Below are 21,976 nucleotides of genomic sequence, written 5' to 3' on the forward strand. Positions count from 1 at the left end.
CTGTGAAATTGTGTTTCTGTGTTACCGTGTTAGATGACAAGGTCGGAGGAAGCATGAAAAACATCACCGTCACCGTTCCTGACGATGTCTATCGCGCCGCCCGCATCGCCGCCGCTGAACGCGATCGTTCCGTCAGTGCGCTCGTCACGGACTACCTTGTTGAGTTAGCCCAACGCCATTCCGAATTCAGTCGCAGACTCGACCTGCAGCACAAGGTGCAGGCGCAGATAGTCGAATTCAGCGCACAGCGCCTGACCCGCGATGAAATCCACGACCGTGCGGTTCGTTGATACAAACATCCTGCTCTACGCGATCGCTACCGCGCCCCAAGAGCAGGCGAAGGCTGGGGTTGCTCGCGATCTCCTTGAGGCCCGCGACCTCGTGCTTTCGACGCAAGTGCTTCAGGAATTCGTCGTACAAGCCACTCGCGCCAGCCGTCCAGACCGGCTCACCCTGGACCAGGCCGCCGATCTCGTCGAAGGATTCGCCCGCTTCACGGTGGTGGACGTGACACTTGAGGTCGTGCGAACGGCGCTTGCCGTTCAGGATCGCTACGGCATCTCCTATTGGGATGCCGCGATCATCGCCGCAGCACGCGCTGGGCGATGCGGCACGCTTCTTTCAGAAGACCTTTCTCACGGCCAGGACTATGGCGGGGTGCAGGTGGTCAATCCGTTCGCGGGCGCGGAGACTTAACAGCTGCGGAGTCGGTGCGTTCGAGCAATCGCCGTGCGGTTCCGCATCTGCCCCTAGATATCCGAAAAGTGGAGTTCGTCATATTGACGCGGCGAACTACTTCCGCGAAAGTAGTTCGGTGTCATCGATCCGCTTCTACATCCTGTCGGCCCTGGACCGGCAAGGGCCCATGCATGGCCACGCCCTCGTCGCCCTGGCCGAGCAGGAGCACGTTCACGAGTGGACGGACATCTCCGTCGGCGGTCTCTACGGTGCCGCCCGGCGCCTCGCCGCAGATGGACTGATCGAGCAACTGCGCACGGAAAAGCACGGAAACTACCCGGAGCGGCAGATCTTCGCGATCACGGACACCGGCCGCAAATCCCTGCGCATAATGCGCCACAAGGCACTGACAGAACTGTCCTGGCGCCACGATCCGGTGGACCTCGCCCTCTGGAGCCTCGATCCGGACAGGCTCGACGAACTCGAAGACGTCGTCCGCGACCGGCGCGACCAGATCGCCACGATCCTCGAAGACCAGCGCGCGCACCGCATCAGCATCCGGAAATACCTGTCCGAGGCCGAATGGCTCGGCACGCGCCACGGCATCCACCGACTCGAAGCCGAACTCGCCTGGCACGACGAACTGCTGGCAGCGATACCCGAAATCATCCGCGATGAGCGGACCCGAACGAAAGCACAGCCATGACCTCCCCCATTCTTCCCTCGCTCGTCAGCACCCGTAGACGAGCGCTCGCACTCGCCGTGCTCATCCTCGGTGTTGGCATGGGAATGCTCGACACGACCATCGTCAACGTCGCTCTGCCCACTATCAGCACGAGCATCGGCGCCACCGAGGCCACCCTCTCGTGGATCATCTCCGGATACGCCCTCGCCTACGGCTTGATTCTCATTCCGGCCGGACGTATCGGCGACCGCGTGGGCCACAAATGGGTGTTCATCGTCGGCCTTACGGGCTTCACACTCGCTAGCCTCGCCTGCGGACTCGCGGACTCGGGCAACGCCCTGGTCATCGGGCGCGTTGCGCAAGGACTCTTCGGCGGACTGTTCTTCCCTGCGGTGACCGCACTGATCCAGCTCATGTACTCGGGCCGCGAGCGCGGCAAGGCATTCGCGGCGATGGGCGCGGCCATCGGCGTCTCCACGGCACTCGGCCCGATCGTGGGTGGCGTGCTGATCGAGTGGCTCGGCGACGCCGACGGCTGGCGCTCGATCTTCTTCGTCAACCTGCCCTTCGGCATCATCGCTGTCATCGCGGCGATTCTAGTCCTGCCGGGCGGCGCCGAGGCCGCCAAGGAGCGTGGCGTCGACTGGTTCGGATTCGTCCTGCTGGCCGGTGCCCTGGTCGCGATCCTGGTTCCGCTCATCGAGGGCCAGGAGAAGGACTGGCCGCTGTGGACCTGGCTATCGCTCATCGGCGGCGCTCTGCTGGTTGTGCTGTTCGCCGTGTGGGAACTGGGCGTGGTCCGCCGGGGCAGGACATCGCCCCTCGTGCCCCCGCACCTGTTCAGCCACCCGGCGTTCACGGGCGGTGTGGTGCTCGCCCTCGTCTACTTCGCCGCGTTCACCAGCATCTTCTTCACGATCTCGATCCTCTGGCAGTCCGGGCTGGGACACTCCGCGCTGGAGTCCGGCTTCGTGGCGATCCCCTTCGCCATCGGATCGATCCTTGGCGCGTCGCAGAGCGACCGCATCGCCCATCGGTTCGGTCGCGGAGCGCTGGTCATGGGCACCGCCATGGTGGCGCTCGGCCTGGCCGCGGTGTGGCTCGTGCTCGTCCTGGTCCCGGCCGCCGATCTGAATCACTGGCAGTTGCTGGCGCCGCTCGCCGTGGCGGGCATCGGTTCCGGGCTGTTCATCGCGCCGAACGCGCAGTTCATCGTGGCAACCGTCGATCGCACCGAGGCGGGGGCGGCCTCGGGCGTCATCGGAACGATGCAGCGCATCGGTTCCGCCATCGGCATCGCCGTCATCGGGTCGGTGTTCTTCGGGACGCTGAAGATCTCCGGGGCGGCCGACGTGGCTCGCGGTTTCGTGGATTCGGCGGCCCACGCCATGGCCGTCTCGGCGATCCTGGCAGTGGTCGCGTTCGCCCTCGTCTTTGTCCTGCCGAAGCGCGTGGACCACGGGGCGCCCGCGGTGGTCGGCGCCGAGTAGCGCTTGGGCGGAGGGCTCGTCCGGCATTGTGGACGAGCCCTCCGTCGCGCGCAGTCGGGTCGCGATCGGGAATTCTCCCTGTTGCGTGGTTTGCCTGGAAACTGACCCGCATACGGCAGAGCGGGTCGCCGCCAGACGTATGTCGCCCCTAGCGGCGAAATGTGGCCTGAGCCAACCCGCTCGTCAGAGCGCTCGTCCCCTCACGATCTCGCGAAGGATGCCATCGATGCCGGCGGCACCGGGCGCCTCGGCGATGGACGCGCCGATCCGGCTCGCACTGACCGCGAAGTGGCGTTCGCTCAGCAGGCGATCAACGGCCGACGCGATCTGCTTCGGGTCCAGGCTGCCGCGCCGCGGCTTGAGGCGCAGGCCGGCACCGCTCCACTGGACGCGGGCCGCCACCTCCGCCTTGTCCTCAGTGTTCCCGGTGGCGAGGACCGGGACGCCGTGACGCAGGGCGAAATGCACCCCGCCGTATCCGCCGTTGGTAACGAAGGCCGATAGGCGCGGGACGAGTAGGTCGTAGGGAAGATAGGAGGCGAGGCGCGCGTTGTCGGGCAAGTCGATCTCCGGAAGCTCCCGGCCACCGGTCGTGGCGACGACGAGAACGTCTCGGTCCGCGAGTGCGCGAATCGTGGGGATCACGAGCTCGGTTAGATCTGCGTTGGCCACCGTGCCCTGCGTTACGTGGACGATCGGCCGTCCGCCGTCGAGGTCTGCCCACCACTGCGGCAGTTCCATGTCAGGTGCCGATTTCGACACCGGTCCGACGAAATGCACCGGCACCTTGGCGTCGCTGCGCGGGTATTCGAACTCGGAAACCGACAGTTGCACTATTGCGTCGGCAGTTGCGGGGTAGTTCATGGCGAAGGTGGCCAGCGGGTGTCCCGTGGTGGCGCGCGCCAGGTCATCGGCGGTGCGGTGCAGGGCGCGGAAGATCATGCGCTCGGACGTCCACTGCAGGAAGGCGTTGCGCAGGCGGCCGATCGCGCCCGGCACAGGTGGTAGGCCCAGGGCGAAGGGCGCGGTGTCACGGCTGGTCAGGGATAGGGGGACGATGCCCAGGTTGACGACTGGCGGGCGTTCGGACGCGGGACGGCAGAGCATGAGCATCGCCCCGAGGAACATGGTTTCGGTCAGAACGATGTCGGCGGGCTCGTCCCCCAGCAGCGCGTCAACCGCGCGCAGCTGGCTCTCGGCGGGGGCCAGGAAGATATGGCGCAGATCCCACTTGGCGGCGGCCACGCCGCGGCGTCCCACTCGGCCGGGGAATGCGGCATCGACATCGCTGTCGTCGTAGTCCGCGTCGACGGGGAGCCCAACCCAGCGCGCGCCCGTGGCCTCGACCGCCTCCCGGTAGCGGGTACCGGTGAGGAAGCGCACGTCGTTTCCCGCTTCGACCAACGCGCTGGCGACCACGAGGAGCGGCGAGATGTGCCCGTGCACGGGCGTGCTGCACAGGAGAATCGATAGGTTCCCGTCCGGGGATGACTGGTATATTGGATGCATTCGAGAAGTATTCAATACCCGCACAGGAAAGTCAATGACTCCGTACATCTCACCGCTGCGCGAAGCGCAGGCCGCCCAGACCCGGCGGCGGGTTCTCGACGCCGCCGTCGCCGTCTTCAGCGAGAAGGGCTACTCCGGCGCGTCGCTCGCGCTGATCGCCAAGCGGGCAGATGTATCCGTCGAGACAGTCAAGCAGCACGGCCCGAAGGCGCCGCTGCTGATCGCGGCCTTCGGTCACGCCTTCACGCGCGCCGTCGATGACACCCCGCTGCATCAGCGCAGCGACCTGGAGAATCTGCGCAGCCTGCCCGATGATGAGTTCCTGCCAGGCTGGATGGCATTCGTCGCCGAGGGGTACGAGCGGTCGGCCAGGCTGTGGCCGCGAGTGCTCGAGGCAGCCGCCGTTGACCCCGCGGTCGGAACGCGTCTCGCGTCGCTGCAGGCCAACCGGCGCTCCGACATGGAGTCGGTCATCGCGCACCTGCGCGATCGCGGCTTGTGCCGCAGTTCGCGGGACGACGGGGAACTCGCGTCGGTGATCTCGTTCCTCATCTCGCCGGAGAGTTACACTCAGCTCGTGGACGAGGGCGGCATGAGCCAGGACACCTACCGCGACTGGATCGTGCACGCCATTGAGCGGCTGATCCTCACGGACTGAGGGTGCCTACGGTCGCGTAGCCGCGGATATCTGGCGCCGTTGCACCCCATGACGCTTTCCTATATGGGCATATGATAGGTCTATGCCACGCGCAGCAACAGCCTCGGACGTCTTCAATGCGATTGCCGAGCCCCAACGTCGAGACATCCTGACGCTCCTGCGAACGGGCGAGCGCCCCGCCACCGACGTGGCGCGGGCCCTCGGCTTAACGCAGCCGGGCACCTCCAAGCACCTGCGGGTGCTGCGCGAGGTTGGCCTCGTTCAGGATCGCAGGGCGGGCAAGCAGCGCATCTACCGGCTCGACGCGCGCGGCCTCCGAGTCATCCACGAATGGACCGGGGGCTTCGAGCGGTTCTGGAGCGAAAGTTTCGACCGGCTGGAGTCGTACGTACAGGACATGAAACACACCAGCGAAGGAGCATCCCATGAGTGAGACAGTGCCCGAGACCTCGTCCATCGCCGACCGCGAGATCGTCATCTCGCGGATCATCGATGCCCCGCGAGAACTCGTGTATGAAGCATTCACCGAGGTGCGCCATCTGTCGCAGTGGTGGGGGCCCGAGGGTTTCACCACCACGACGCGATCCTTCCAGTTCGCGGTCGGAGGCGAATGGGTGTTCCAGATGCACGGGCCCGATGGCACGGACTATCCCGAATGGATCTACTGGACCGAAGTCGTTCCTGCGGAGCGGATCGCGATGCTGCACGGTGAGTACCGCGGCGATCCGAACGCGTTCGAATCTGTCCTCACGTTCGAGGCCCTCGGCGGGGCGACGCGAGTCGAGATGCGCACCCTATTCCCCACCAAAGAGCAGCGGGACGAGGCGGTGGAGAAGTATCACGCCGTCGAGGGCGGCCAGCAGACGCTCGGCAACCTTGACGCCTACATCACCGACGGGGTTCGGAAGTCAGCCGATAACTGACCCTGCGGGTGCCTGATCCTGCAGGTGTCCATCGGCGAACGGTTCGATGGTCCATGCCCGGCAGACGCACCAGTTCAAACCGAGATGCGCCTAGGCCGGTATCGCATAGCGATAGCCCCGGAGTGAAACTCCTGGCGATCCACAAGTTCGAGCTGGATGCGCTCGCGCAGACCGGCGAGCAATGTCGGTCCGTGTCCGGCAAGAACCGGCTGCACGAGGAATTCGTACTCATCGATCAAGCCCAGGTCTGCCAACGCCAGAGGGAGCGTCACACCACCCACCCACAGGCTCTCGCCTGGTTCCTGCTTGAGCCGCTGAACTGCTTGCCCCAAGTCGCCTCGCACCAGCTCGGCATTCCAGTCGACTCCGCTCAGCGTGCTCGACACCACGTATTTCTTCGCCCCATCGATGGTCTCGGCGAACGGGATCTCCCACTCTTCCATCCAGTCGGGCCACTTGCCCGTGGCCGGTTGCCGCCAGGCCGACTCCATCATCTCGTAGGTGACCCGGCCCAATAGCAGAGCGTCGGCTCGCGCCATCTCCTCGGTCCAGTAGCGCATCGACTCCTCATCCGGGGGAAGCCCCGCTTCGTGATGGCAGCAACCATCTAGCGTGACGTTGATCGAGTATCGAAGTGATCTCATCTCGTCGTTCTCCCTTGATGCGCACCTCACGTTCACCGAACCGTACTCTCCAGACTACGGCGGGCACCATTTCTCGTGGGTGCTCCCATGAAACGAGTCGGCGTCGTCGCGATGCAAGCAGTTAACGGAGGCTGAGCTCATCCCACTCTTCCGATGTCGCATGTTGGGTGGAGCCAGGACAGATTCCAATCACATGAGTTGAAACGCGTCGAACGGCTAGAAGCCGTATGGGGCAATCGGGCGGAGTGTCGGCGAATGGATCGCCATGCACGATTCGGGGTTCGTCGCGGCGGTGACGTGTGCATGGGATGACAGTGCGGGAGAAACCGAGGTATGAGCAGTCCCACACACACCGGCTACGGAAGTAAATCGAGCATCTGCGACCGCGCTTTCATTGCATGGATCACGAGTTCGTTCCCGCTGTCGAAGACCAGCACGAGCGTTTCAAGAAGACGACCACGGGTATCGAACCCGAGCCGGAGCTGCCGAGCCGGGCTGTCCTCGTCCAGGTCTTCGATCCAGGTCGCCCACGTTGCAGCCTGGATCGCGTCTTCGGGGTCGATCCCATGCTTCAACGCCGAAGGATGAACTCTCACGCTGAGGCCAGTGCCTCGCGGATCACCTCGGAGCGGGACTTGCCCTCACGTTCCGCGCGTGCGTCGAGTGCCGAAATCTCATCTACTGTGAGACGCAGCGCAATGACCTGGGACGGTTCAGCGCCACGCCCAGGTCGCCCGCGACCTCGCTTCTTGAGTGCCGCGATGTCGTATCCGGTCTCAGCCTCCTTTGCCCAGGCTGCGATCTGCTCCTCGGTGACAGGGGTGCCGTTGATCGTTTCACGCTCACTCATGCCATTAATGTTATACGAAAACATGCATGGCAACCAGATCCGGACTGGTTCCGTGGTCGTAAGGTTCACAGCGACGAACGACGCTACGGCCTCACAACCTGACCGATCAGCCGGATGTGAACCCCAGCGTCGTGACCGCTGGGGAAGCAGGAGCTTGACTTCGTTCCGCGAGCACTAAATAGTTCTTACTCAAACTGTCCGGGTTCACCACGTGATCGGTCCCTGGTGAGTCGCCTCATAGGTCACATGCGGAAGGGATGTCGAAGCATCGAGTCATCGTCCTACGGACTATCTCCAACGAACTGACAATCACCGAAGCTACCTTGGCACTATGGCGTGTCCCGCCAGCACCTGCACCGTCTCTTGGTTCGATACCGGGACGGGAGTCTCGATGCCCCTGCTCCGCGCCCGCTACCGGTACAACAAACAACGCGAGCCCGGCCGATGGCCGGGCTCGCGTCAGTGACATGTCTCGCGATTCATCTAAGACACCTGTCTCGACTCATCACAGGGTGGAGCCAGGGGGACTCGAACCCCCAACCCCCTGCTTGCAAAGCAGGTGCGCTACCAATTGCGCCATGGCCCCGTGGGCGGCCCGAGCGGCCGTCCGGAGTGTTCCGCAGTGAGGCGGGATTAAAGCTTGTCTGTGACCTCGGCCCACAGATCGCGAGCCTCGTCCTGCTGGCTGATAGCCCGCCAGACGAGCACGCCGGCACCGACGAGTGCGGCAACCACTAACAGCTTCTTCATGCTCGTCCTCCTGGGTAAGAGACGGAACGTGGGCCTTGGAGGACTTGAACCTCCGACCTCTTCGTTATCAGCGAAGCGCTCTAACCGCCTGAGCTAAAGGCCCTAATCGGACACCGGCTGGGATCGCCAACCTTGGTGGTGTCACGGCGATCAAAGTTACCCTAAAACCACCGCTTAGCCAAATCGGCTATTCGTCGGTGAGGGTGACGCTCACGCCGCCGACCAACATGGCGGTCAGGTTGTACAGCAGCGAGAAGATCGTGGACAGCGCGGTCAGCACGACGATGTCGATCAGCGCGATGATGGTGGCGAGGGACAGCGTGCGCTCCAACGTCACCCACTGCAGGATGTTGAACTTCTCGGGTTCGCCCGCGATCTCGGCAATCGTGTCGTTGATCGAGCTGAACACGTGCATCCCGTCGAGGATGAACCAGAAGATGGCCGCCGCGACCACGATCATGATTCCGACCGCGAACGAGATTAGGAAAGAGAACTTCACCACCGACCACGGATCGATGCGCGAGACCGACAATCGCACCCGCCGGGGGCCGGGGAGGCCAGCGGGCTTCGCCGCAGACTGCGCGGTCGTGTCCCCCGTACGAGTGGCATCGGCCTGAGGCGCCGGAGCCGGTCCGGAGGCGGCCGCGGGGCTAGCAGCGGCCGCAGGGGTCGCTCCCGTCTCTGTAGCGGTCTTGGTGGACTTCCGCGCGGGGGTCGCGCCGGTCTGCGGTGACGCAGCGTCCTTGGCGGCCGGCGCTGCCGTCGACGGCTTGGCCGCCTTGTTGCTCGGCGTCTTCGTACTCTTGGGCAAAGTTCTTAACCTTTCACGCGCCACGGTTGGGACGCACGATTCGCGCGATCGCTCGCCGCGCTTCCCACCATTGTGCCCGATGCGCCTCAGACCTACCTCGGCGAATCGCTAGACCTTACTCTTCGTCCTGTTCCGCCTCCGCCGGTTCGGCGTCCGCAGCAGGTGCGCTGGCCCCGGGCTCGACCACGTCCGCCAAAGCCGCGTCGGCGGCCGAGGCGTCGGAATCCTCGTCCTCATCCAACTCGGGTTCGGCGTTACGCGCCACCGCGATGATCCGGTCATTCTTGTCCGGCTTCGCGAAGATCACGCCCTGCGACGTGCGCCCCGTGGGGTTGACCTCGCGGACCGCGGAGCGCACGATCTTGCCGCGCTCCATGATGACCAGCACCTCGTCGTCCTCGCTTACCACGAGCGCTCCGACCAGATCGCCGCGCGATTCAGGCAGGTTCGCCACCTTGATGCCGAGTCCGCCACGTCCCTGCACGCGGTACTGCTCCGTGCTGAGTTCCGTGCGCTTCGCCAGTCCGCTCTCGGTCACGGTGAAGAGGTACGAGCCCTCCGTGATGACGTCGAGTGCCAGGAGCACGTCGTCCTCGCGGAACTTCATGCCGGTCACGCCCGACGTCGCCCGGCCCGTAGGGCGCAGCGCCTCGTCGGTGGCGGTGAAGCGCAGCGACTGCCCCTTGCGGGAGACGAGGATCAGATCCTGGTCGGCGTTGACGAGGCGTGCCGAGACGAGCTCGTCCGACTCCCCCTCGGCGTCCTCGCGCAGGTTGATGGCGATCAGACCGCCGGATCGCGGCGAGTCGTAGTCGCCGAGGCGCGTCTTCTTGACCAGGCCAGCCTTGGTGGCCAGCACCAGGTAGTCAGCCGCCTCGTAGTCACGCACCGCCAGGACCTGGGCGATGACCTCGCCCGGCTGGAACGCCAGCAGGTTGGCGACGTGCTGGCCCTTGGCGTCCCTGCCGCCCTCGGGCAGTTCGTAGCCCTTGGCGCGGTACACGCGGCCGAGGTTCGTGAAGAACAGCAGCCAGTGGTGCGTGGAGGTGACGAAGAAGTGGTCGACGATGTCGTCCTCGCGCAACTGCGCTCCGCGCACGCCCTTGCCGCCACGGCGCTGTGCGCGGTACTGGTCGATCTTGGTGCGCTTGACGTATCCGCCGCGCGTGATCGTGACGACCATCTCCTCCTCGGCGATGAGGTCCTCGATCGAGACCTCGCCGTCGAACGGCAGGATGGTCGTGCGTCGCTCGTCGCCGTACTTGTCGACGAGCTCGCCCAACTCCTCGCCGACGATCGCGCGCTGGCGCTCGGGCCGGTCCAGGATGTCCTGGAGGTCCTTGATCTGGCGCTCCAGCTCGTTGTGGTCGTCGATGATCTTCTGGCGCTCCAGAGCGGCGAGGCGGCGCAACTGCATCGCGAGGATGGCGTTCGCCTGGATCTCGTCGATCTCCAGCAGCGACATCAGACCGGATCGGGCGACATCGACCGTGGCCGAAGCACGGATCAGTGCGATGACCTCATCGAGCGCGTCGAGCGCCTTGAGGTAGCCGCGCAGGATGTGGATTTTCTCCTCGGCCTCGTTCAGCAGGAACCGTGTCCGGCGGACGATGACCTCGAGCTGGTGGTGCGTCCAGTGCCGGACGAATGCGTCGATCGACAGCACGCGCGGCACTCCGTCGACGAGCGCGAGCATGTTCGCGGAGAAGTTGTTCTGCAACTGCGTGTGCTTGTACAGGTTGTTCAGCACGACCTTGGCGACTGCATCGCGCTTGAGCACGATGACGAGGCGCTGCCCGGTGCGGCCCGATGTCTCGTCGCGGATGTCCGCGATGCCCTGCATCTTGCCGTCCTTGACGAGCTGGGCGATCTTCTCGGCCAGGTTGTCCGGGTTGACCTGGTAGGGCAGTTCCGTCACGACGAGGCAGATGCGGTTGTTGATCTCCTCGACGTTGACCACTGCGCGCTGCGTGATCGAGCCGCGGCCCGTCCGATAGGCCTCCTCGATGCCGCGACGGCCCAGGATGGTGGCGCCAGTGGGAAAGTCCGGGCCCTTGATGCGGAGCATCAGTTCTTCGAGCAGCTCGGTCGGGCTCGCCTCGGGGTGGTCGAGGTACCACTGCACGCCCGATGCGACCTCGCGCAGGTTGTGCGGCGGAATGTTCGTGGCCATACCGACCGCGATGCCCGACGAGCCATTGACCAGCAGGTTCGGGAAGCGTGCGGGCAGTACGACCGGCTCCTGCGTCCGGCCGTCGTAGTTGTCCTGGAAGTCGACCGTGTCGCGGTCGATGTCGCGGACCATCTCCATCGCGATCGGTGCCATGCGGCATTCGGTGTATCGCGGCGCGGCGGCCGGGTCGTTGCCGGGCGAGCCGAAGTTTCCCTGCCCCGCGATCAGCGGGTAGCGCAGCGACCAGTCCTGCACCAGGCGGACGAGCGCGTCGTAGATCGCCGTGTCGCCATGGGGGTGGAACTTACCCATCACGTCGCCGACGACGCGCGAGCACTTGGAGAACGCTCGGTCGGGTCGGTAGCCGCCGTCGAACATGGCGTAGAGCACGCGGCGGTGCACCGGCTTCATGCCGTCTCTTACGTCCGGAAGCGCGCGCCCGACGATGACCGACATGGCGTAGTCCAGGTAGGACCGCTGCATCTCCAGCTGCAGATCGACCTGCTCGATGCGGTCGTGCTGCAGCGCCACAGGGGCCGGGTTGTCCGGCTCAAGCGGATTGCTCTGCGGTACCGGTGGCTGTTGGTCGTCGCTCATCGCTGACCTTTCGTCTGTTTTCGAAGCTAGTGCGTGAGGTGCGGGCGGCGCGCGGCCTGTGGGCGCGCGCCCGCCCCGTCCACCAGGAGTTAGATGTCGAGGAAGCGAACGTCCTTGGCCTTGCGCTGAATGAAGTCCCGGCGCGAATCCACGTCCTCACCCATCAGGATCGAGAACGTCTCATCGGCAGCGGCGGCGTCGGAGAGCGTCACCTGCAGGAGCGTGCGCTGGGCCGGGTCCATGGTGGTGTCCCACAGTTCGGAGTAGTCCATCTCACCGAGACCCTTGTAGCGCTGGATCCCGTTCTCCTTGGGGATGCGCTTGCCGGCCGCCTGCCCCGCGGCGAGGAATGCGTCCCGCTCGGCGTCGGAGAACACGTAGTCGTGTTCCGCGTTGGTCCACTTCAGGCGGTAGAGCGGCGGCTGAGCCAGGTACACGTGACCGTGCTCGATGAGCGGGCGCATGTAGCGGAACAGCAGGGTGAGCAGCAGCGTGCAGATGTGCTGCCCGTCGACGTCGGCATCGGCCATCAGCACGATCTTGTGATAGCGCAGTTTCGCGAGGTCGAAGTCCTCGCCGATGCCGGTTCCGAAGGCCGTGATCAGGCCCTGCACCTCGGCGTTGGACAGCGCCCGGTCGAGACGCGCCCGCTCGACGTTCAGGATCTTTCCGCGTAGCGGCATGATGGCCTGGTTGTGCGGGTTCCGCCCGCGCACGGCGGAACCGCCCGCGGAGTCGCCCTCGACGATGTAGACCTCGCACTCCTCGGGCCGGTTCGACTGGCAATCCTTCAGCTTTCCGGGCATCGAGTTCGATTCGAGCAGCCCCTTGCGCCGGGTCGCCTCGCGGGCCTTGCGCGCCGCCAGCCTCGCCTGCGAGGCCTGGATCGCCTTGCGGATCACGTCGCGGGCCTCGTTCGGGTGCGAGTCGAGCCAGTCGCCGAGTTTCTCGTTGACGGCGCTCTGCACGAACGTCTTGGCCTCCGTGTTGCCCAGTTTCGTCTTGGTCTGGCCCTCGAACTGGGGCTCGCCGAGTTTGACCGAGATTACCGCCGTCAATCCCTCGCGCACGTCGTCGCCCGTGAGGTTCTCGTCCTTCTCCTTGAGGATCGATTTGGCGCGCGCATAGCGGTTGATCAGCGAGGTCAGCGCCGCTCGGAAGCCTTCCTCGTGCGTGCCGCCCTCAGTGGTGGAGATCGTGTTCGCGAACGAGTGCACCGAATCGGAGTATGCGTTGGTCCACTGCATCGCGATCTCCAGGGAGATGCGGCGGGACGAGTCCTCCGTCTCGATATCGATGATGTCGGGGTGAACGAGCTCGAACTTCTTGGACTTGTTCAGGTGCTCCACGTAGTCGATGAGCCCGCGCTCGTAGAGGTAACTCACGGTGCGGTGGTTCGAGGTCTCGTCGGTCCCGTCGCCGGTGATCTCGTCCTCCGTGGCCGCCTCCGGGCGCAGATCCGTCAGCGTGATGCGCAGCCCCTTGTTCAGGAACGCCATCTGCTGGAAGCGCGCGCGCAGCGTCTCGAAGTCGTAGTGCGTTGTTTCGAAGATGGTGTCGTCGGCCCAGAAGGTCTGCGTGGTGCCGGTTTCCTGCGTCGGCTCTCCGCGTTCGAGTTTGCCGAGCGGGTGGCCGCCGTTCTCGAAGAGCTGGCGCCAGGTGTAGCCGTCGCGCTTGACCACGGTCTCGACGCGCTTCGACAGCGCGTTGACCACGGAGATGCCCACGCCGTGCAGGCCGCCGGAAACGGCGTATCCGCCGCCACCGAACTTGCCGCCGGCATGCAGGATGGTCATGACGACCTCTACGGTGGGGCGGCCCTCCGTCGGGTGCACCTCCACCGGGATTCCGCGACCGTTGTCGACGACCTGTACGCCGCCGTCGGGCAGGATAGTGACCTCGATGTGGTCGCAGTGGCCGGCCAGCGCCTCGTCCACAGAGTTATCCACAACCTCATACACGAGGTGATGGAGCCCGCGCTCCCCGGTCGAACCGATGTACATTCCCGGCCGCTTGCGGACGGCCTCTAGGCCCTCGAGGACCGTGATGGCGCTGGCGCCGTATTCGGCGTCGATCCGCCCATTGGCCGATGCGGTCGTCGCGGATTCTTGCCCAGCATCGTTGATGTCGGATTCGGTCACAGCCGCAGACACTCCTTGTTCTTGGCACTTGGGAATCACGAACGGTTCGCGACGCGCCACGGCGGCCACGCGCGGCGAATCGCTCAATCCACAGGGCCTGCGCCCGGGCCGTAACCCGGCGGGTTGAGACAGTGTCACCGCAGAGCCATGAGTTCCGCGACTTCCCTCAAAATTGTAACCGATCGTAGGGTCGATTCCCGATATTTGGCGCCCTAAGGCGGCAAATTCGCATTTGACCCCCATCCGTGAGGTTCCCCGCGGGAATGGGCGTCGATGGGCGCCTTGCGCCTTTCGCGCCGGAGCGCAACCAGACGCGCCGGTTATCCCCAGTAATTGTGGATAACCTTCGGGATAAACCCTAGTTATCCCCAGGTATCACGGGGTCCACGGCCCCGAACGGCTTTCGGGCCTCGCTTGAAGGACCTGGCCGCCGGGCCAACCACCTTCACGTCCGTGACCACGCCATCGCCCAGGTCACGCGCTATCGCCTGCAGAATCTGCCCGGTGAGCAATTGCAACTGGGTGGCCCAGGCCGTCGAGGACGCCCTCAACGTGAGAATCCCGTCAGTGAAGTCGACCGGCTCGCTGTGCCCCGCGATCTGCTCGCCCGCTATCTGCGGCCAGCGCGTCATCACCCCGGCGACCGACAGCTGCTCCGTCCAACCCCTGGTGCCGATCAGGGTTTCGAGGGAGTCACCCAGCAGGATAGGATCCCGCGAATCGCTTCGCGGCCGCGGTTCGAGTCCCGAAGTGTCGCGGCGGCGGCGCGGCTTTGCACCGCGAGCGGCCGCACCCGCCTTGATTCGCCGCAGAATTTCCCGGCCGAACTCGTCCGCGCCCTCACCCGGCGCCTCGACCTCAGATGACACGCGCCACCTCCGCGGCCATGACGTCGAAGCGCGCCCCGTCCAGTTCGGCCGGCACATCCTCAGCCACCGCGGCCGTGATCAACACCTGCTTGGCGGCCGCCACTCGCTCAACGAGGCTACGCCGCCGCCGCGCATCCAACTCGGCGAAGACGTCGTCGAGAATCATCACGGGTTCGGCATCCTGTGCCCAGGGAACCCACTCCACATCGTCACCGGAAGGGCCAATGGTCAGTAGGTCATAGCTCGCCAGGCGCAACGCAAGCGCCATCGACCACGACTCACCGTGACTCGAATGCGTCTTCGTGGCGAGGCCATCGATCGACAGGTACAGGTCGTCTCGGTGCGGACCGACGAGGGTCAGGCCGCGCTCGACCTCCTTGGGCCTCAGTTTCAGTAGCGTCTCGAGCAGACGCGCCTCGATCGTGGCCGCCGCAACAGTGGGCGCGAGTTCCAGAGACTCGTCCTGCTCCACGTGGGCGTCGAGGCTCGAGCGATAGGCGATCGCGGCCACCGATGCGGACGAGCTGACCTGGTCGTATGCGGCGGCCACATACGGTGCCAGTTGCTTGATGACGCCGTGACGCAGCGTGGTTATCTGCGCGCCCAACTGCGCGAGCTTCTCGTCCCAGACATCCAGCGTCCGCAGATCGACGCTACCGCCGGCGGACGCGCGCCGGCGCGGACCTGCTGACTTGAGCAGGGTATTGCGCTGGCGCAGCACCCGTTCGTAGTCGGCGAGTATGCCCGCGAAGCGCGGAACGAGTTGCACGCAGAGCGTGTCGAGGAAAGTTCGGCGCGCATCAGGATCGCCCTTGACCAGAACGAGGTCCTCCGGAGCAAAGGTGACCGCGTGCAGGATTCCGAGGATCTCTCGCGACCGCACTAGCGAACCGCGATTGATGCGCGCCCTGTTCGATTTACCCGGCGTTATCTCGACCTCGACCGTGCTCGCCCGGTCGCCCCGGACGATGCGCGAGCGGATCACGCCGCGCTGGGCGCCGGCCCTGATCAGCGGGGCCTCGCTGGCCACGCGATGACTGCGCAATGTGGCAAGGTACCCAACGGCCTCGACGATATTCGTCTTGCCCTGTCCGTTCGGCCCGACGAATGCGTTGATCCCCGGCGATAGTTCGAGATCGACGTTCTCGTAGTTCCGGAAGTCGATCAGGGACAGGTGAGAGACGAACATACGTCCGTATTCCTGCCGGTCAGGAGGTGAAGCGGATGGGGACCAGCAGGTAGCGGTACTCGTCCAGGGTCTCGCCCGTCTCGGTGCGCTGGCCGATGAATTCGACGGGCTTGTTCGGGTGCGTGAAGCCGAGGCGGACGTAAGGGGTGCCCAGCACTGAGAGCCCATCGAGCAGGTAGTGCGGGTTGAACGCCACCGAGATGTCCTCACCGCTCAGAGTCGCCTCGATCGCCTCGGATGCCTGGGCGTCATCTCCCTGGCCCGCGTCGAGGACAACCTGTCCCTCGGAGAACGACAACCGGATCGGGGAGTTGCGTTCCGCCACGAGAGCCACGCGCTTGGCGGCCTCGATCAGCGGGGCGGTTTCCACGACAGCCTGGATCGGCGTCGATTCGGGGAACAGCCGTCGCACGTGCGGATAGTCGCCGTCTTCGAGCTGGGAGGTCGTGACCCGACCTCCGGCCAGGAAGCCGATCCGATTGACACCGGCACCGGTCTGCAGGCCGATCTCGACCCGACCGGAGGACGAGAACGATTTGGCGGATTCGCTCAGCGTCCGCGCGCGGACGAGCGCCGAGGTCTCCAGATCCGGCTTGGCCGGCTGCCACGAGACCTCCCGCAGAGCCAGACGGTAGCGGTCTGTCGCAAGCAACGTGATCTTGTCACCACTGACCTCGATGCGAACCGTGGTGAGCAGGGGAAGGGTGTCGTCCTTCGACGCCGCGATGGATACCTGCTGAACGGCGTGCGTGAACTCCTCGGAGTCGATCGAACCGATCAGCTCCGGCAGTTCGGGCAGCGAGGGGTATTCGTCAACCGGCATGGTCAGGAGCGTGAAGCGACTCGATCCGCACACGACGGTGGCCTTCGTGCCCTCTGTCGTGATCTCGACCGGCTTGTTCGGCAGGGACCTCGAGATCTCGGCGAGGAGCTTGCCGGAGACGAGGATGGTTCCCTGCTCACTTGCCTCGGCTGCGACCGAAGCGCGGGCGGAAACCTCGTAGTCGAAGGTGGCGAGCGAGATGGTGGACTCGTCCTCGGAGCGGATGAGCACGCCCGAGAGAACGGGCGCCGGCGGCCGCTGGGGAAGTGTCCGCGCTGTCCAGGTAACAGCGTCGGCGAGCACGTCACGGTCTACGCGAAACTTCATCTTTCACCTCGTGGCTGGGTTTGATTTCTGCAGGTAACACTACGTCACTTGAGCCGGTTCGCCATATAACTTCCTGCCGGGTGGGGTGAGGACCTGCTTTGGCTAAAGCGTCGCATGGCCGGGCAACGAGGATCTCGCGAAAGTCCCTCGGGCGGAGCGCTCGTCCACATGGCGGTGTGGGGAATTTCAGACAATAGATAGTTTCGTAATAGTCATCGGTGGTGTGGATTGTGTGGAAACCACTCGGCAGCGCTGCGCCGCCAGGGTTTTCGCTTGTGATCTGGAGTGAGGAAAACTCCTAGGCGCTTGTGGTCGCCTGTGCGCGCCGGGCGCAATTTCCACGCTGGGTCTACGACTTCCTTGTCATTTGTCCACCGGTTTAGGCCGGGTCTTCCACGTTCTTCCACAGCCATTTCCACAGTTGGGGATGAGCGGGGTTTCTCAACCGCGCTGCTGCTGCTTGATACGAGCCGTTAACTCCGTTACTTGGTTGTAGGTGGATCGCCGTTCTGCCATCTGCTCCGCGATCTTCCGGTTGGCGTGCATCACCGTGGTGTGGTCGCGCCCACCGAATTGCTGACCGATCTTGGGCAGGGACAGGTCCGTGAGCTCGCGGCACAGGTACATGGCTATCTGCCGAGCGGTTACCAGTACGCGCGAACGCGATGTGCCGCACAGGTCGTCCATAGTCAGATTGAAGTAGAGGGCCGTCTGCGCCATGATCAGCGACGCGGTTATCTGTAGTGAGGAATCGTCGGTGATCAGGTCCTTGAGAACAATCTCGGCCAGCGAAAGATCGACTTCCTGCTGGTTCAGATTCGCGAACGCCGTCACCCGGATGAGCGCGCCTTCCAGCTCACGGATATTGGACGAGATCCTCGACGCGATGTACTCGAGGACGTCATCGGGGGCCGCGAGACGTTCCGAACTGGCCTTCTTTCGGAGGATCGCGATACGCGTCTCGAGGTCCGGCGGCTGCACATCAGTGAGCAGGCCCCCCTCGAAGCGCGATCGAAGCCGATCCTCGAAGCCGTTCAGTTGCCGTGGGGGCAGATCCGACGTCAGCACTATCTGCTTATCGGAGTTGTGGAGCGCATTGAACGTGTGGAAGAACTCCTCCATCGTCTGTTCCTTGCCCTGCAGGAACTGGATGTCGTCGATGAGCAGGAGGTCCACATCTCGGTACCGCCGTTGGAAGGCGCCGGCCTTGCCCTCGGAGATCGAATTGATGAAGTCGTTTGTGAACTCCTCGGAGTTCACGTACCGAACCCGCATCTGCGGATAGAGACTGACCGTGTAGTTGCCGATGGCGTGGAGCAGGTGCGTCTTGCCGAGGCCGGAGTCGCCGTAGATGAAGAGGGGGTTGTAGGCGCGGGCCGGAGTCTCGGACACCGCGACGGCAGCGGCGTGGGCGAAGCGATTGGAAGCACCGATGACGAAGGTGTCAAAGACGTACTTCGGATTGAGCTGATCGGTGCTACCCGGACGTCTCGGTGCCGTGTGCTCAACGAACTCGCTGACTCGCGCCGCTGGCGGGCTCACCGGGGTATTTGTCTGACCCGGAATGTACGGTCCTGGATCGAAGGGCGGGCGAAGTTGGGCTGCGTCGGGTTGTGCCTGCGGGACGGAGGGGCGGAATTCCGGGGTTTCGGCGTCTAGGGCGGCGTCTACTGTGAGGACGAACTTGGCGTCCTCGCCGACGATCTCGCTGAGGGTTCCATCGATGAGCGGTCGGACGCGATTCTCGAGATAGTCCCGGGTCACATCGTTGCCCACGGCGAGGGCCAGCATGTTGCCGAAGTAACCGATCGGTTTGGCGAGATTGGCGAAGGCCACCTGCCTGGGCGTGACATCGGGATCATTGGCCAGTGCAGAGAGGATCTGATTCCACAGTTCGTCCGGATCGAATTGCGTCACGGTCTTGACTCTCCGTCCACGTTCACCCTCCCACAGCATTTCCACACTGTGGGTAAGTCTTACAAGGTTTGTGATTCCCTAGCGTTGGGGTCCGGACTCGGACGTCACCCCGGAAATACTATCCACAGAGTTTTCCACAGATGTGGGTAATGGGCAAACCCTGCGCGATGGTCAATCGATGGAGGGTGTCGTGATCCACATCAGTCTTCACTTGACTTGTAGGGCCTTGGTTTCGTAGGCTTTTGAGGTTCATGCGGTGAAGTGTGCCCACTTCCCATCGCGTTCACGCTGAATATGCTGGCGCGCAAGGGCGATGATCCGCGACAACAATACTTATCTGACGCAAGTCGGCGTCTGATGATCAACACCGTTGGAGTATCTCGTGAGCAAGCGCACCTTCCAGCCGAGCAACCGGCGCCGGGCCAAGACCCACGGCTTCCGTCTGCGCATGCGGACGAGGGCCGGCCGCGCCATCCTGGCGGCTCGTCGCCGCAAGGGTCGGGCCGAACTCTCCGCCTGATTCGTGCTACCCGCCGAGCGACGCTTACGCCGGTCGGACGAGTTCCAACTCGTCATCCGGAAGGGCGTGCGCTCCGGGCGCACCAATATCGTTGTGCACATGGCCCGCGCGGCTGGTGAAATGCCAGCCCGCGCGGGTCTTGTGGTATCCAAATCCGTCGGCAACGCTGTCGAGCGTAATCTCGTCAAGCGCCGCATTCGAAACATTCTGCGTCCACTGTTGGCGGCGTCACCTCCCGGAAGGATCGTTGTCGTGCGAGCTCTGCCCGGATGTGCACGCGTTTCGTTCGAGGAGCTGGCTGGCCAGGTTGAATCCGCCTTCGAGCAATCGTGCCGCCGTCTCGTTTCACGTGAAACGAAAGCCGGTTCGGTTGTGGAACCGTGCTGACGATGGGCACCCTCGAGGCCGCACCCGCCGCTCGAAGAGTCCCAGGGTTCGATGATGTAATGGATCAGCACGACGGTCCCTGTGAGCTTGTTCATCCGATTCGTTCTTCGCGTGGACGAGGGACGGTCGCGGTCATCAGGTGGTACCAGCGCAAGATTTCCCCGTACCTGGGCCCTCGTTGCAGGTACTACCCGACGTGCTCCGCTTACGCTTTGGGGGCTATTGAGCGGCACGGACTGATCAAGGGCATAACCCTGGGTGCTTGGCGGCTCGCCAAATGTAATCAGTTTTCAAGCGGCGGCATCGACGATGTCCCGGAGAAGTTCCGCCTGTCTTTTCGTGGCTATGACAGTCACGCAGGCATCGAGACGAACGAGCGCGAGTCTGACGATGACGCTCGCGTGAAGGAGTAGTGCTGATGGGCACCATCATGGCCCCGTTTGAATTCATCGTGTCCTGGATCATGTATCTGTGCCACCTCATGTTCGACTTCTTCCTGCCGAACGCCACGTCACTCGCGTGGGTGCTCTCGATCGTCGGCCTCGTCGTGATCCTGCGCGTGCTGATGATCCCGCTGTTCTTCCGGCAGATCAAGGCTTCTCGCGCCCAGATGCTGCTGCAGCCCGAGGTCAAGGAAATCCAGAAGAAGTACAAGGGTAGAACCGACCCCGCTTCTCGCGAGGCGATGAGCCGCGAGACAATGGCGCTGTACAAGAAGCACGGCACTCACCCGATGGCGTCGTGTCTTCCCATCCTGATCCAGGCGCCGTTCTTCTTCGCGCTGTTCCGCGTCCTGCAGGCACTACCGAAGATCGCCGACCCGCTGATCGATCGAGGCTCCATTGGCCCGATCGACGCGGCAGTGGCTGCTCAGGCCGAGGGATCGACCATCTTCGGAGCCCCACTTTCGTCTTGGTTCCTGCAGCCAGGCGCCGCCGGTCAGACCAAGGTGATTGCAGCGATCCTCATCATTGCGATGGCTACGACGCAATTCATTACCCAGCGTCAACTCACGCTGAAGAACATGCCACCCGCCGCACTCGAGGGTCCCATGGCCCAGACGCAGAAGATCATGATGTATGCCATGCCCCTCGTCATGGCCATCTCGGGAATCAACTTCCCCATCGGCGTCCTGCTGTACTGGACAACCACGAACCTGTGGTCGACGGGTCAGCAGTTCTACACAATCCGCAAGATGCCAGCCCCCGGATCCGAGGCGGAGCGTAAACTCAACGAGCGTAGGGCCCGCAGGGCCGCAGCGAAGGGGATTGTGATTGCTCCGGATACCCCCACCGTGATCAAGCCGCAGGGCCAGCGGCAGCAGCCGGTCGGCAAAGCTCGGCAGAAGTCGAAGAAGAAGAAACGGTAGTAACTTGGCGGGGACAGTACCTGGGCTGTCATGATTGACGTAGTAGTAGGCGTAGTTCGCCTGGCCAGCCGGCCAAGCGATGGCACGAGAAGGAGTGACGGTGTCCACCGAACAGATCTCAAACGAAGTAAACGCGACGACCAAACTGCTTGAAGAAGAGGGCGAAGTCGCGGCTGACTATCTTGAGGAACTGCTGGACATCACGGATTTGGACGGCGACATCGACATCGATGTTGAGCGGGGACGGGCCGCGGTGGCAATCGTGGCAGATGAAGCCGGAGAACTCAGTTCATTGGTCTGCCCCGAGGGCGAGGTACTTGAGGCACTGCAGGAACTGACCCGGCTCGCCGTGCAAACGCGAACGGGAGAACGCTCCAGACTCATGCTCGATGTTGCCGGCTACCGCGCCCAGCGCAAGGCTGAACTCGTGCAACTGGCGCAGTCGACGATTGACAACGTAAAGCTAACCGGCCAGCCGACCGCGCTGCCGCCGCTCAACGCCTTTGAGCGCAAGGTTGTGCACGATGTCATCTCCGAGTCCGGCCTTGTAAGCGAATCCTTCGGAACGGACCCGAATCGCTACGTGCAGATCTCTCTCCCGTCCGCCGACTAGGGATCGTCGTTTCACGTGAAACATCGCCCTGACAGCGAGACGCGGAAACCCCC

Annotated in this window: 24 protein-coding genes and 2 tRNA genes; 12 read left to right on the forward strand and 14 right to left on the reverse strand. The window is 64.0% G+C overall.

The window, feature by feature from the left end; all coding sequences use genetic code 11:
- Positions 1–53 precede the first annotated feature (53 nt).
- The 4 genes from FB461_RS08980 to FB461_RS08995 all read left to right on the forward strand — a co-directional run bounded on the left by FB461_RS08980 (position 54) and on the right by FB461_RS08995 (position 2,853).
- Positions 54–290, forward strand: coding sequence for a hypothetical protein (locus tag FB461_RS08980; protein WP_142121276.1), 237 nt, complete (start codon positions 54–56; stop codon positions 288–290).
- Entirely contained in the window at positions 277–696 is a 420-nt protein-coding gene (locus FB461_RS08985; RefSeq protein WP_211349880.1) for a PIN domain-containing protein, read from the forward strand. The genes FB461_RS08980 and FB461_RS08985 overlap by 14 nt, the downstream gene beginning before the upstream one ends.
- A 118-nt stretch (positions 697–814) precedes the next feature.
- Positions 815–1,384, forward strand: a complete 570-nt coding sequence (locus FB461_RS08990; RefSeq protein WP_170222682.1) for a PadR family transcriptional regulator — start codon at positions 815–817, stop codon at positions 1,382–1,384.
- A complete protein-coding gene (locus tag FB461_RS08995; RefSeq protein WP_142121282.1) occupies positions 1,381–2,853 on the forward strand; it encodes an MFS transporter in 1,473 nt (490 codons plus the stop codon). The genes FB461_RS08990 and FB461_RS08995 overlap by 4 nt, the downstream gene beginning before the upstream one ends.
- Before the next feature lie 183 nt (positions 2,854–3,036).
- On the opposite strand, the gene FB461_RS09000 is transcribed toward FB461_RS08995, so the two are convergent.
- Positions 3,037–4,362, reverse strand: coding sequence for a glycosyltransferase (locus FB461_RS09000; protein ID WP_142121284.1), 1,326 nt, complete (start codon positions 4,360–4,362; stop codon positions 3,037–3,039).
- A 34-nt stretch (positions 4,363–4,396) separates the two neighbouring features.
- Here FB461_RS09000 and FB461_RS09005 point away from each other — a divergent pair, with 34 nt between their 5' ends.
- The 3 genes from FB461_RS09005 to FB461_RS09015 all read left to right on the forward strand — a co-directional run bounded on the left by FB461_RS09005 (position 4,397) and on the right by FB461_RS09015 (position 5,943).
- Positions 4,397–5,020, forward strand: a complete 624-nt coding sequence (locus tag FB461_RS09005) for a TetR/AcrR family transcriptional regulator (protein ID WP_170222683.1) — start codon at positions 4,397–4,399, stop codon at positions 5,018–5,020.
- An 82-nt stretch (positions 5,021–5,102) separates the two neighbouring features.
- Positions 5,103–5,453 carry an ArsR/SmtB family transcription factor gene (locus FB461_RS09010; protein ID WP_142121288.1) on the forward strand — a complete coding sequence of 117 codons (351 nt, stop codon included), beginning with the start codon at positions 5,103–5,105 and terminating at the stop codon, positions 5,451–5,453.
- Positions 5,446–5,943 carry an SRPBCC family protein gene (locus FB461_RS09015; protein WP_142121290.1) on the forward strand — a complete coding sequence of 166 codons (498 nt, stop codon included), beginning with the start codon at positions 5,446–5,448 and terminating at the stop codon, positions 5,941–5,943. The genes FB461_RS09010 and FB461_RS09015 overlap by 8 nt, the downstream gene beginning before the upstream one ends.
- A 74-nt stretch (positions 5,944–6,017) precedes the next feature.
- Here the strand turns inward: FB461_RS09015 and FB461_RS09020 are convergent, their stop codons facing one another.
- The 13 genes from FB461_RS09020 to dnaA form a co-directional block, all read right to left on the reverse strand.
- Positions 6,018–6,587, reverse strand: coding sequence for a dihydrofolate reductase family protein (locus tag FB461_RS09020; RefSeq protein WP_142121292.1), 570 nt, complete (start codon positions 6,585–6,587; stop codon positions 6,018–6,020).
- 356 nt (positions 6,588–6,943) lie between these two features.
- The gene (locus tag FB461_RS09025; protein WP_142121294.1) at positions 6,944–7,183 is read right to left on the reverse strand and encodes a toxin; all 240 of its coding nucleotides are present in this window, start codon (positions 7,181–7,183) and stop codon (positions 6,944–6,946) included.
- A complete protein-coding gene (locus FB461_RS09030) occupies positions 7,180–7,437 on the reverse strand; it encodes a ribbon-helix-helix domain-containing protein (protein ID WP_142121296.1) in 258 nt (85 codons plus the stop codon). Before FB461_RS09030 ends, FB461_RS09025 begins: the two co-directional genes overlap by 4 nt.
- A gap of 513 nt (positions 7,438–7,950) precedes the next feature.
- Positions 7,951–8,023 (reverse strand) — tRNA-Ala (locus FB461_RS09035).
- A gap of 47 nt (positions 8,024–8,070) precedes the next feature.
- A complete protein-coding gene (locus FB461_RS12145) occupies positions 8,071–8,187 on the reverse strand; it encodes a DLW-39 family protein (protein WP_211349881.1) in 117 nt (38 codons plus the stop codon).
- 29 nt (positions 8,188–8,216) lie between these two features.
- Positions 8,217–8,290: transfer RNA gene (locus FB461_RS09040), tRNA-Ile, on the reverse strand.
- A gap of 84 nt (positions 8,291–8,374) precedes the next feature.
- Positions 8,375–8,998, reverse strand: coding sequence for a DUF3566 domain-containing protein (locus FB461_RS12320; protein ID WP_246046170.1), 624 nt, complete (start codon positions 8,996–8,998; stop codon positions 8,375–8,377).
- A gap of 115 nt (positions 8,999–9,113) precedes the next feature.
- Positions 9,114–11,768, reverse strand: a complete 2,655-nt coding sequence (gene gyrA / locus FB461_RS09050; protein WP_142121299.1) for a DNA gyrase subunit A — start codon at positions 11,766–11,768, stop codon at positions 9,114–9,116.
- A gap of 89 nt (positions 11,769–11,857) precedes the next feature.
- Entirely contained in the window at positions 11,858–13,843 is a 1,986-nt protein-coding gene (gene gyrB, locus FB461_RS09055) for a DNA topoisomerase (ATP-hydrolyzing) subunit B (RefSeq protein ID WP_246046182.1), read from the reverse strand.
- Between the two features lie 428 nt (positions 13,844–14,271).
- Positions 14,272–14,778, reverse strand: a complete 507-nt coding sequence (locus FB461_RS09060) for a DciA family protein (RefSeq protein WP_246046171.1) — start codon at positions 14,776–14,778, stop codon at positions 14,272–14,274.
- On the reverse strand, positions 14,768–15,967 hold the full coding sequence (gene recF, locus FB461_RS09065; protein WP_142121303.1) for a DNA replication/repair protein RecF: 1,200 nt from the start codon (positions 15,965–15,967) through the stop codon (positions 14,768–14,770). The genes FB461_RS09060 and recF overlap by 11 nt, the downstream gene beginning before the upstream one ends.
- Positions 15,968–15,986: 19 nt before the next feature.
- Positions 15,987–17,117, reverse strand: coding sequence for a DNA polymerase III subunit beta (gene dnaN / locus FB461_RS09070; RefSeq protein ID WP_142121305.1), 1,131 nt, complete (start codon positions 17,115–17,117; stop codon positions 15,987–15,989).
- Between the two features lie 441 nt (positions 17,118–17,558).
- Complete coding sequence (gene dnaA, locus FB461_RS09075) at positions 17,559–19,034, reverse strand: chromosomal replication initiator protein DnaA (protein ID WP_246046172.1); 1,476 nt, start codon at positions 19,032–19,034, stop codon at positions 17,559–17,561.
- 382 nt (positions 19,035–19,416) lie between these two features.
- On the opposite strand from dnaA, the gene rpmH reads away from it, so the two are divergent.
- The 5 genes from rpmH to FB461_RS09100 all read left to right on the forward strand — a co-directional run bounded on the left by rpmH (position 19,417) and on the right by FB461_RS09100 (position 21,923).
- The gene (gene rpmH / locus FB461_RS09080; RefSeq protein WP_142121309.1) at positions 19,417–19,554 is read left to right on the forward strand and encodes a 50S ribosomal protein L34; all 138 of its coding nucleotides are present in this window, start codon (positions 19,417–19,419) and stop codon (positions 19,552–19,554) included.
- A gap of 3 nt (positions 19,555–19,557) precedes the next feature.
- Positions 19,558–19,941: a ribonuclease P protein component gene (gene rnpA / locus FB461_RS12505; protein ID WP_142121311.1), complete on the forward strand. Its 384-nt coding sequence runs from the start codon at positions 19,558–19,560 to the stop codon at positions 19,939–19,941.
- A 59-nt stretch (positions 19,942–20,000) separates the two neighbouring features.
- Positions 20,001–20,354 carry a membrane protein insertion efficiency factor YidD gene (gene yidD, locus FB461_RS09090; RefSeq protein ID WP_142121313.1) on the forward strand — a complete coding sequence of 118 codons (354 nt, stop codon included), beginning with the start codon at positions 20,001–20,003 and terminating at the stop codon, positions 20,352–20,354.
- A gap of 5 nt (positions 20,355–20,359) precedes the next feature.
- Positions 20,360–21,310 (forward strand): membrane protein insertase YidC, encoded by a 951-nt coding sequence (gene yidC / locus FB461_RS09095; protein WP_142121315.1) that lies wholly within the window; start codon positions 20,360–20,362, stop codon positions 21,308–21,310.
- Between the two features lie 79 nt (positions 21,311–21,389).
- Positions 21,390–21,923, forward strand: a complete 534-nt coding sequence (locus FB461_RS09100; RefSeq protein WP_142121317.1) for a Jag family protein — start codon at positions 21,390–21,392, stop codon at positions 21,921–21,923.
- The last annotated feature ends 53 nt before the right edge of the window (positions 21,924–21,976 follow it).

The sequence above is a fragment of the Rarobacter faecitabidus genome (genome assembly GCF_006716265.1).
Lineage (GTDB): Bacteria > Actinomycetota > Actinomycetes > Actinomycetales > Cellulomonadaceae > Rarobacter > Rarobacter faecitabidus.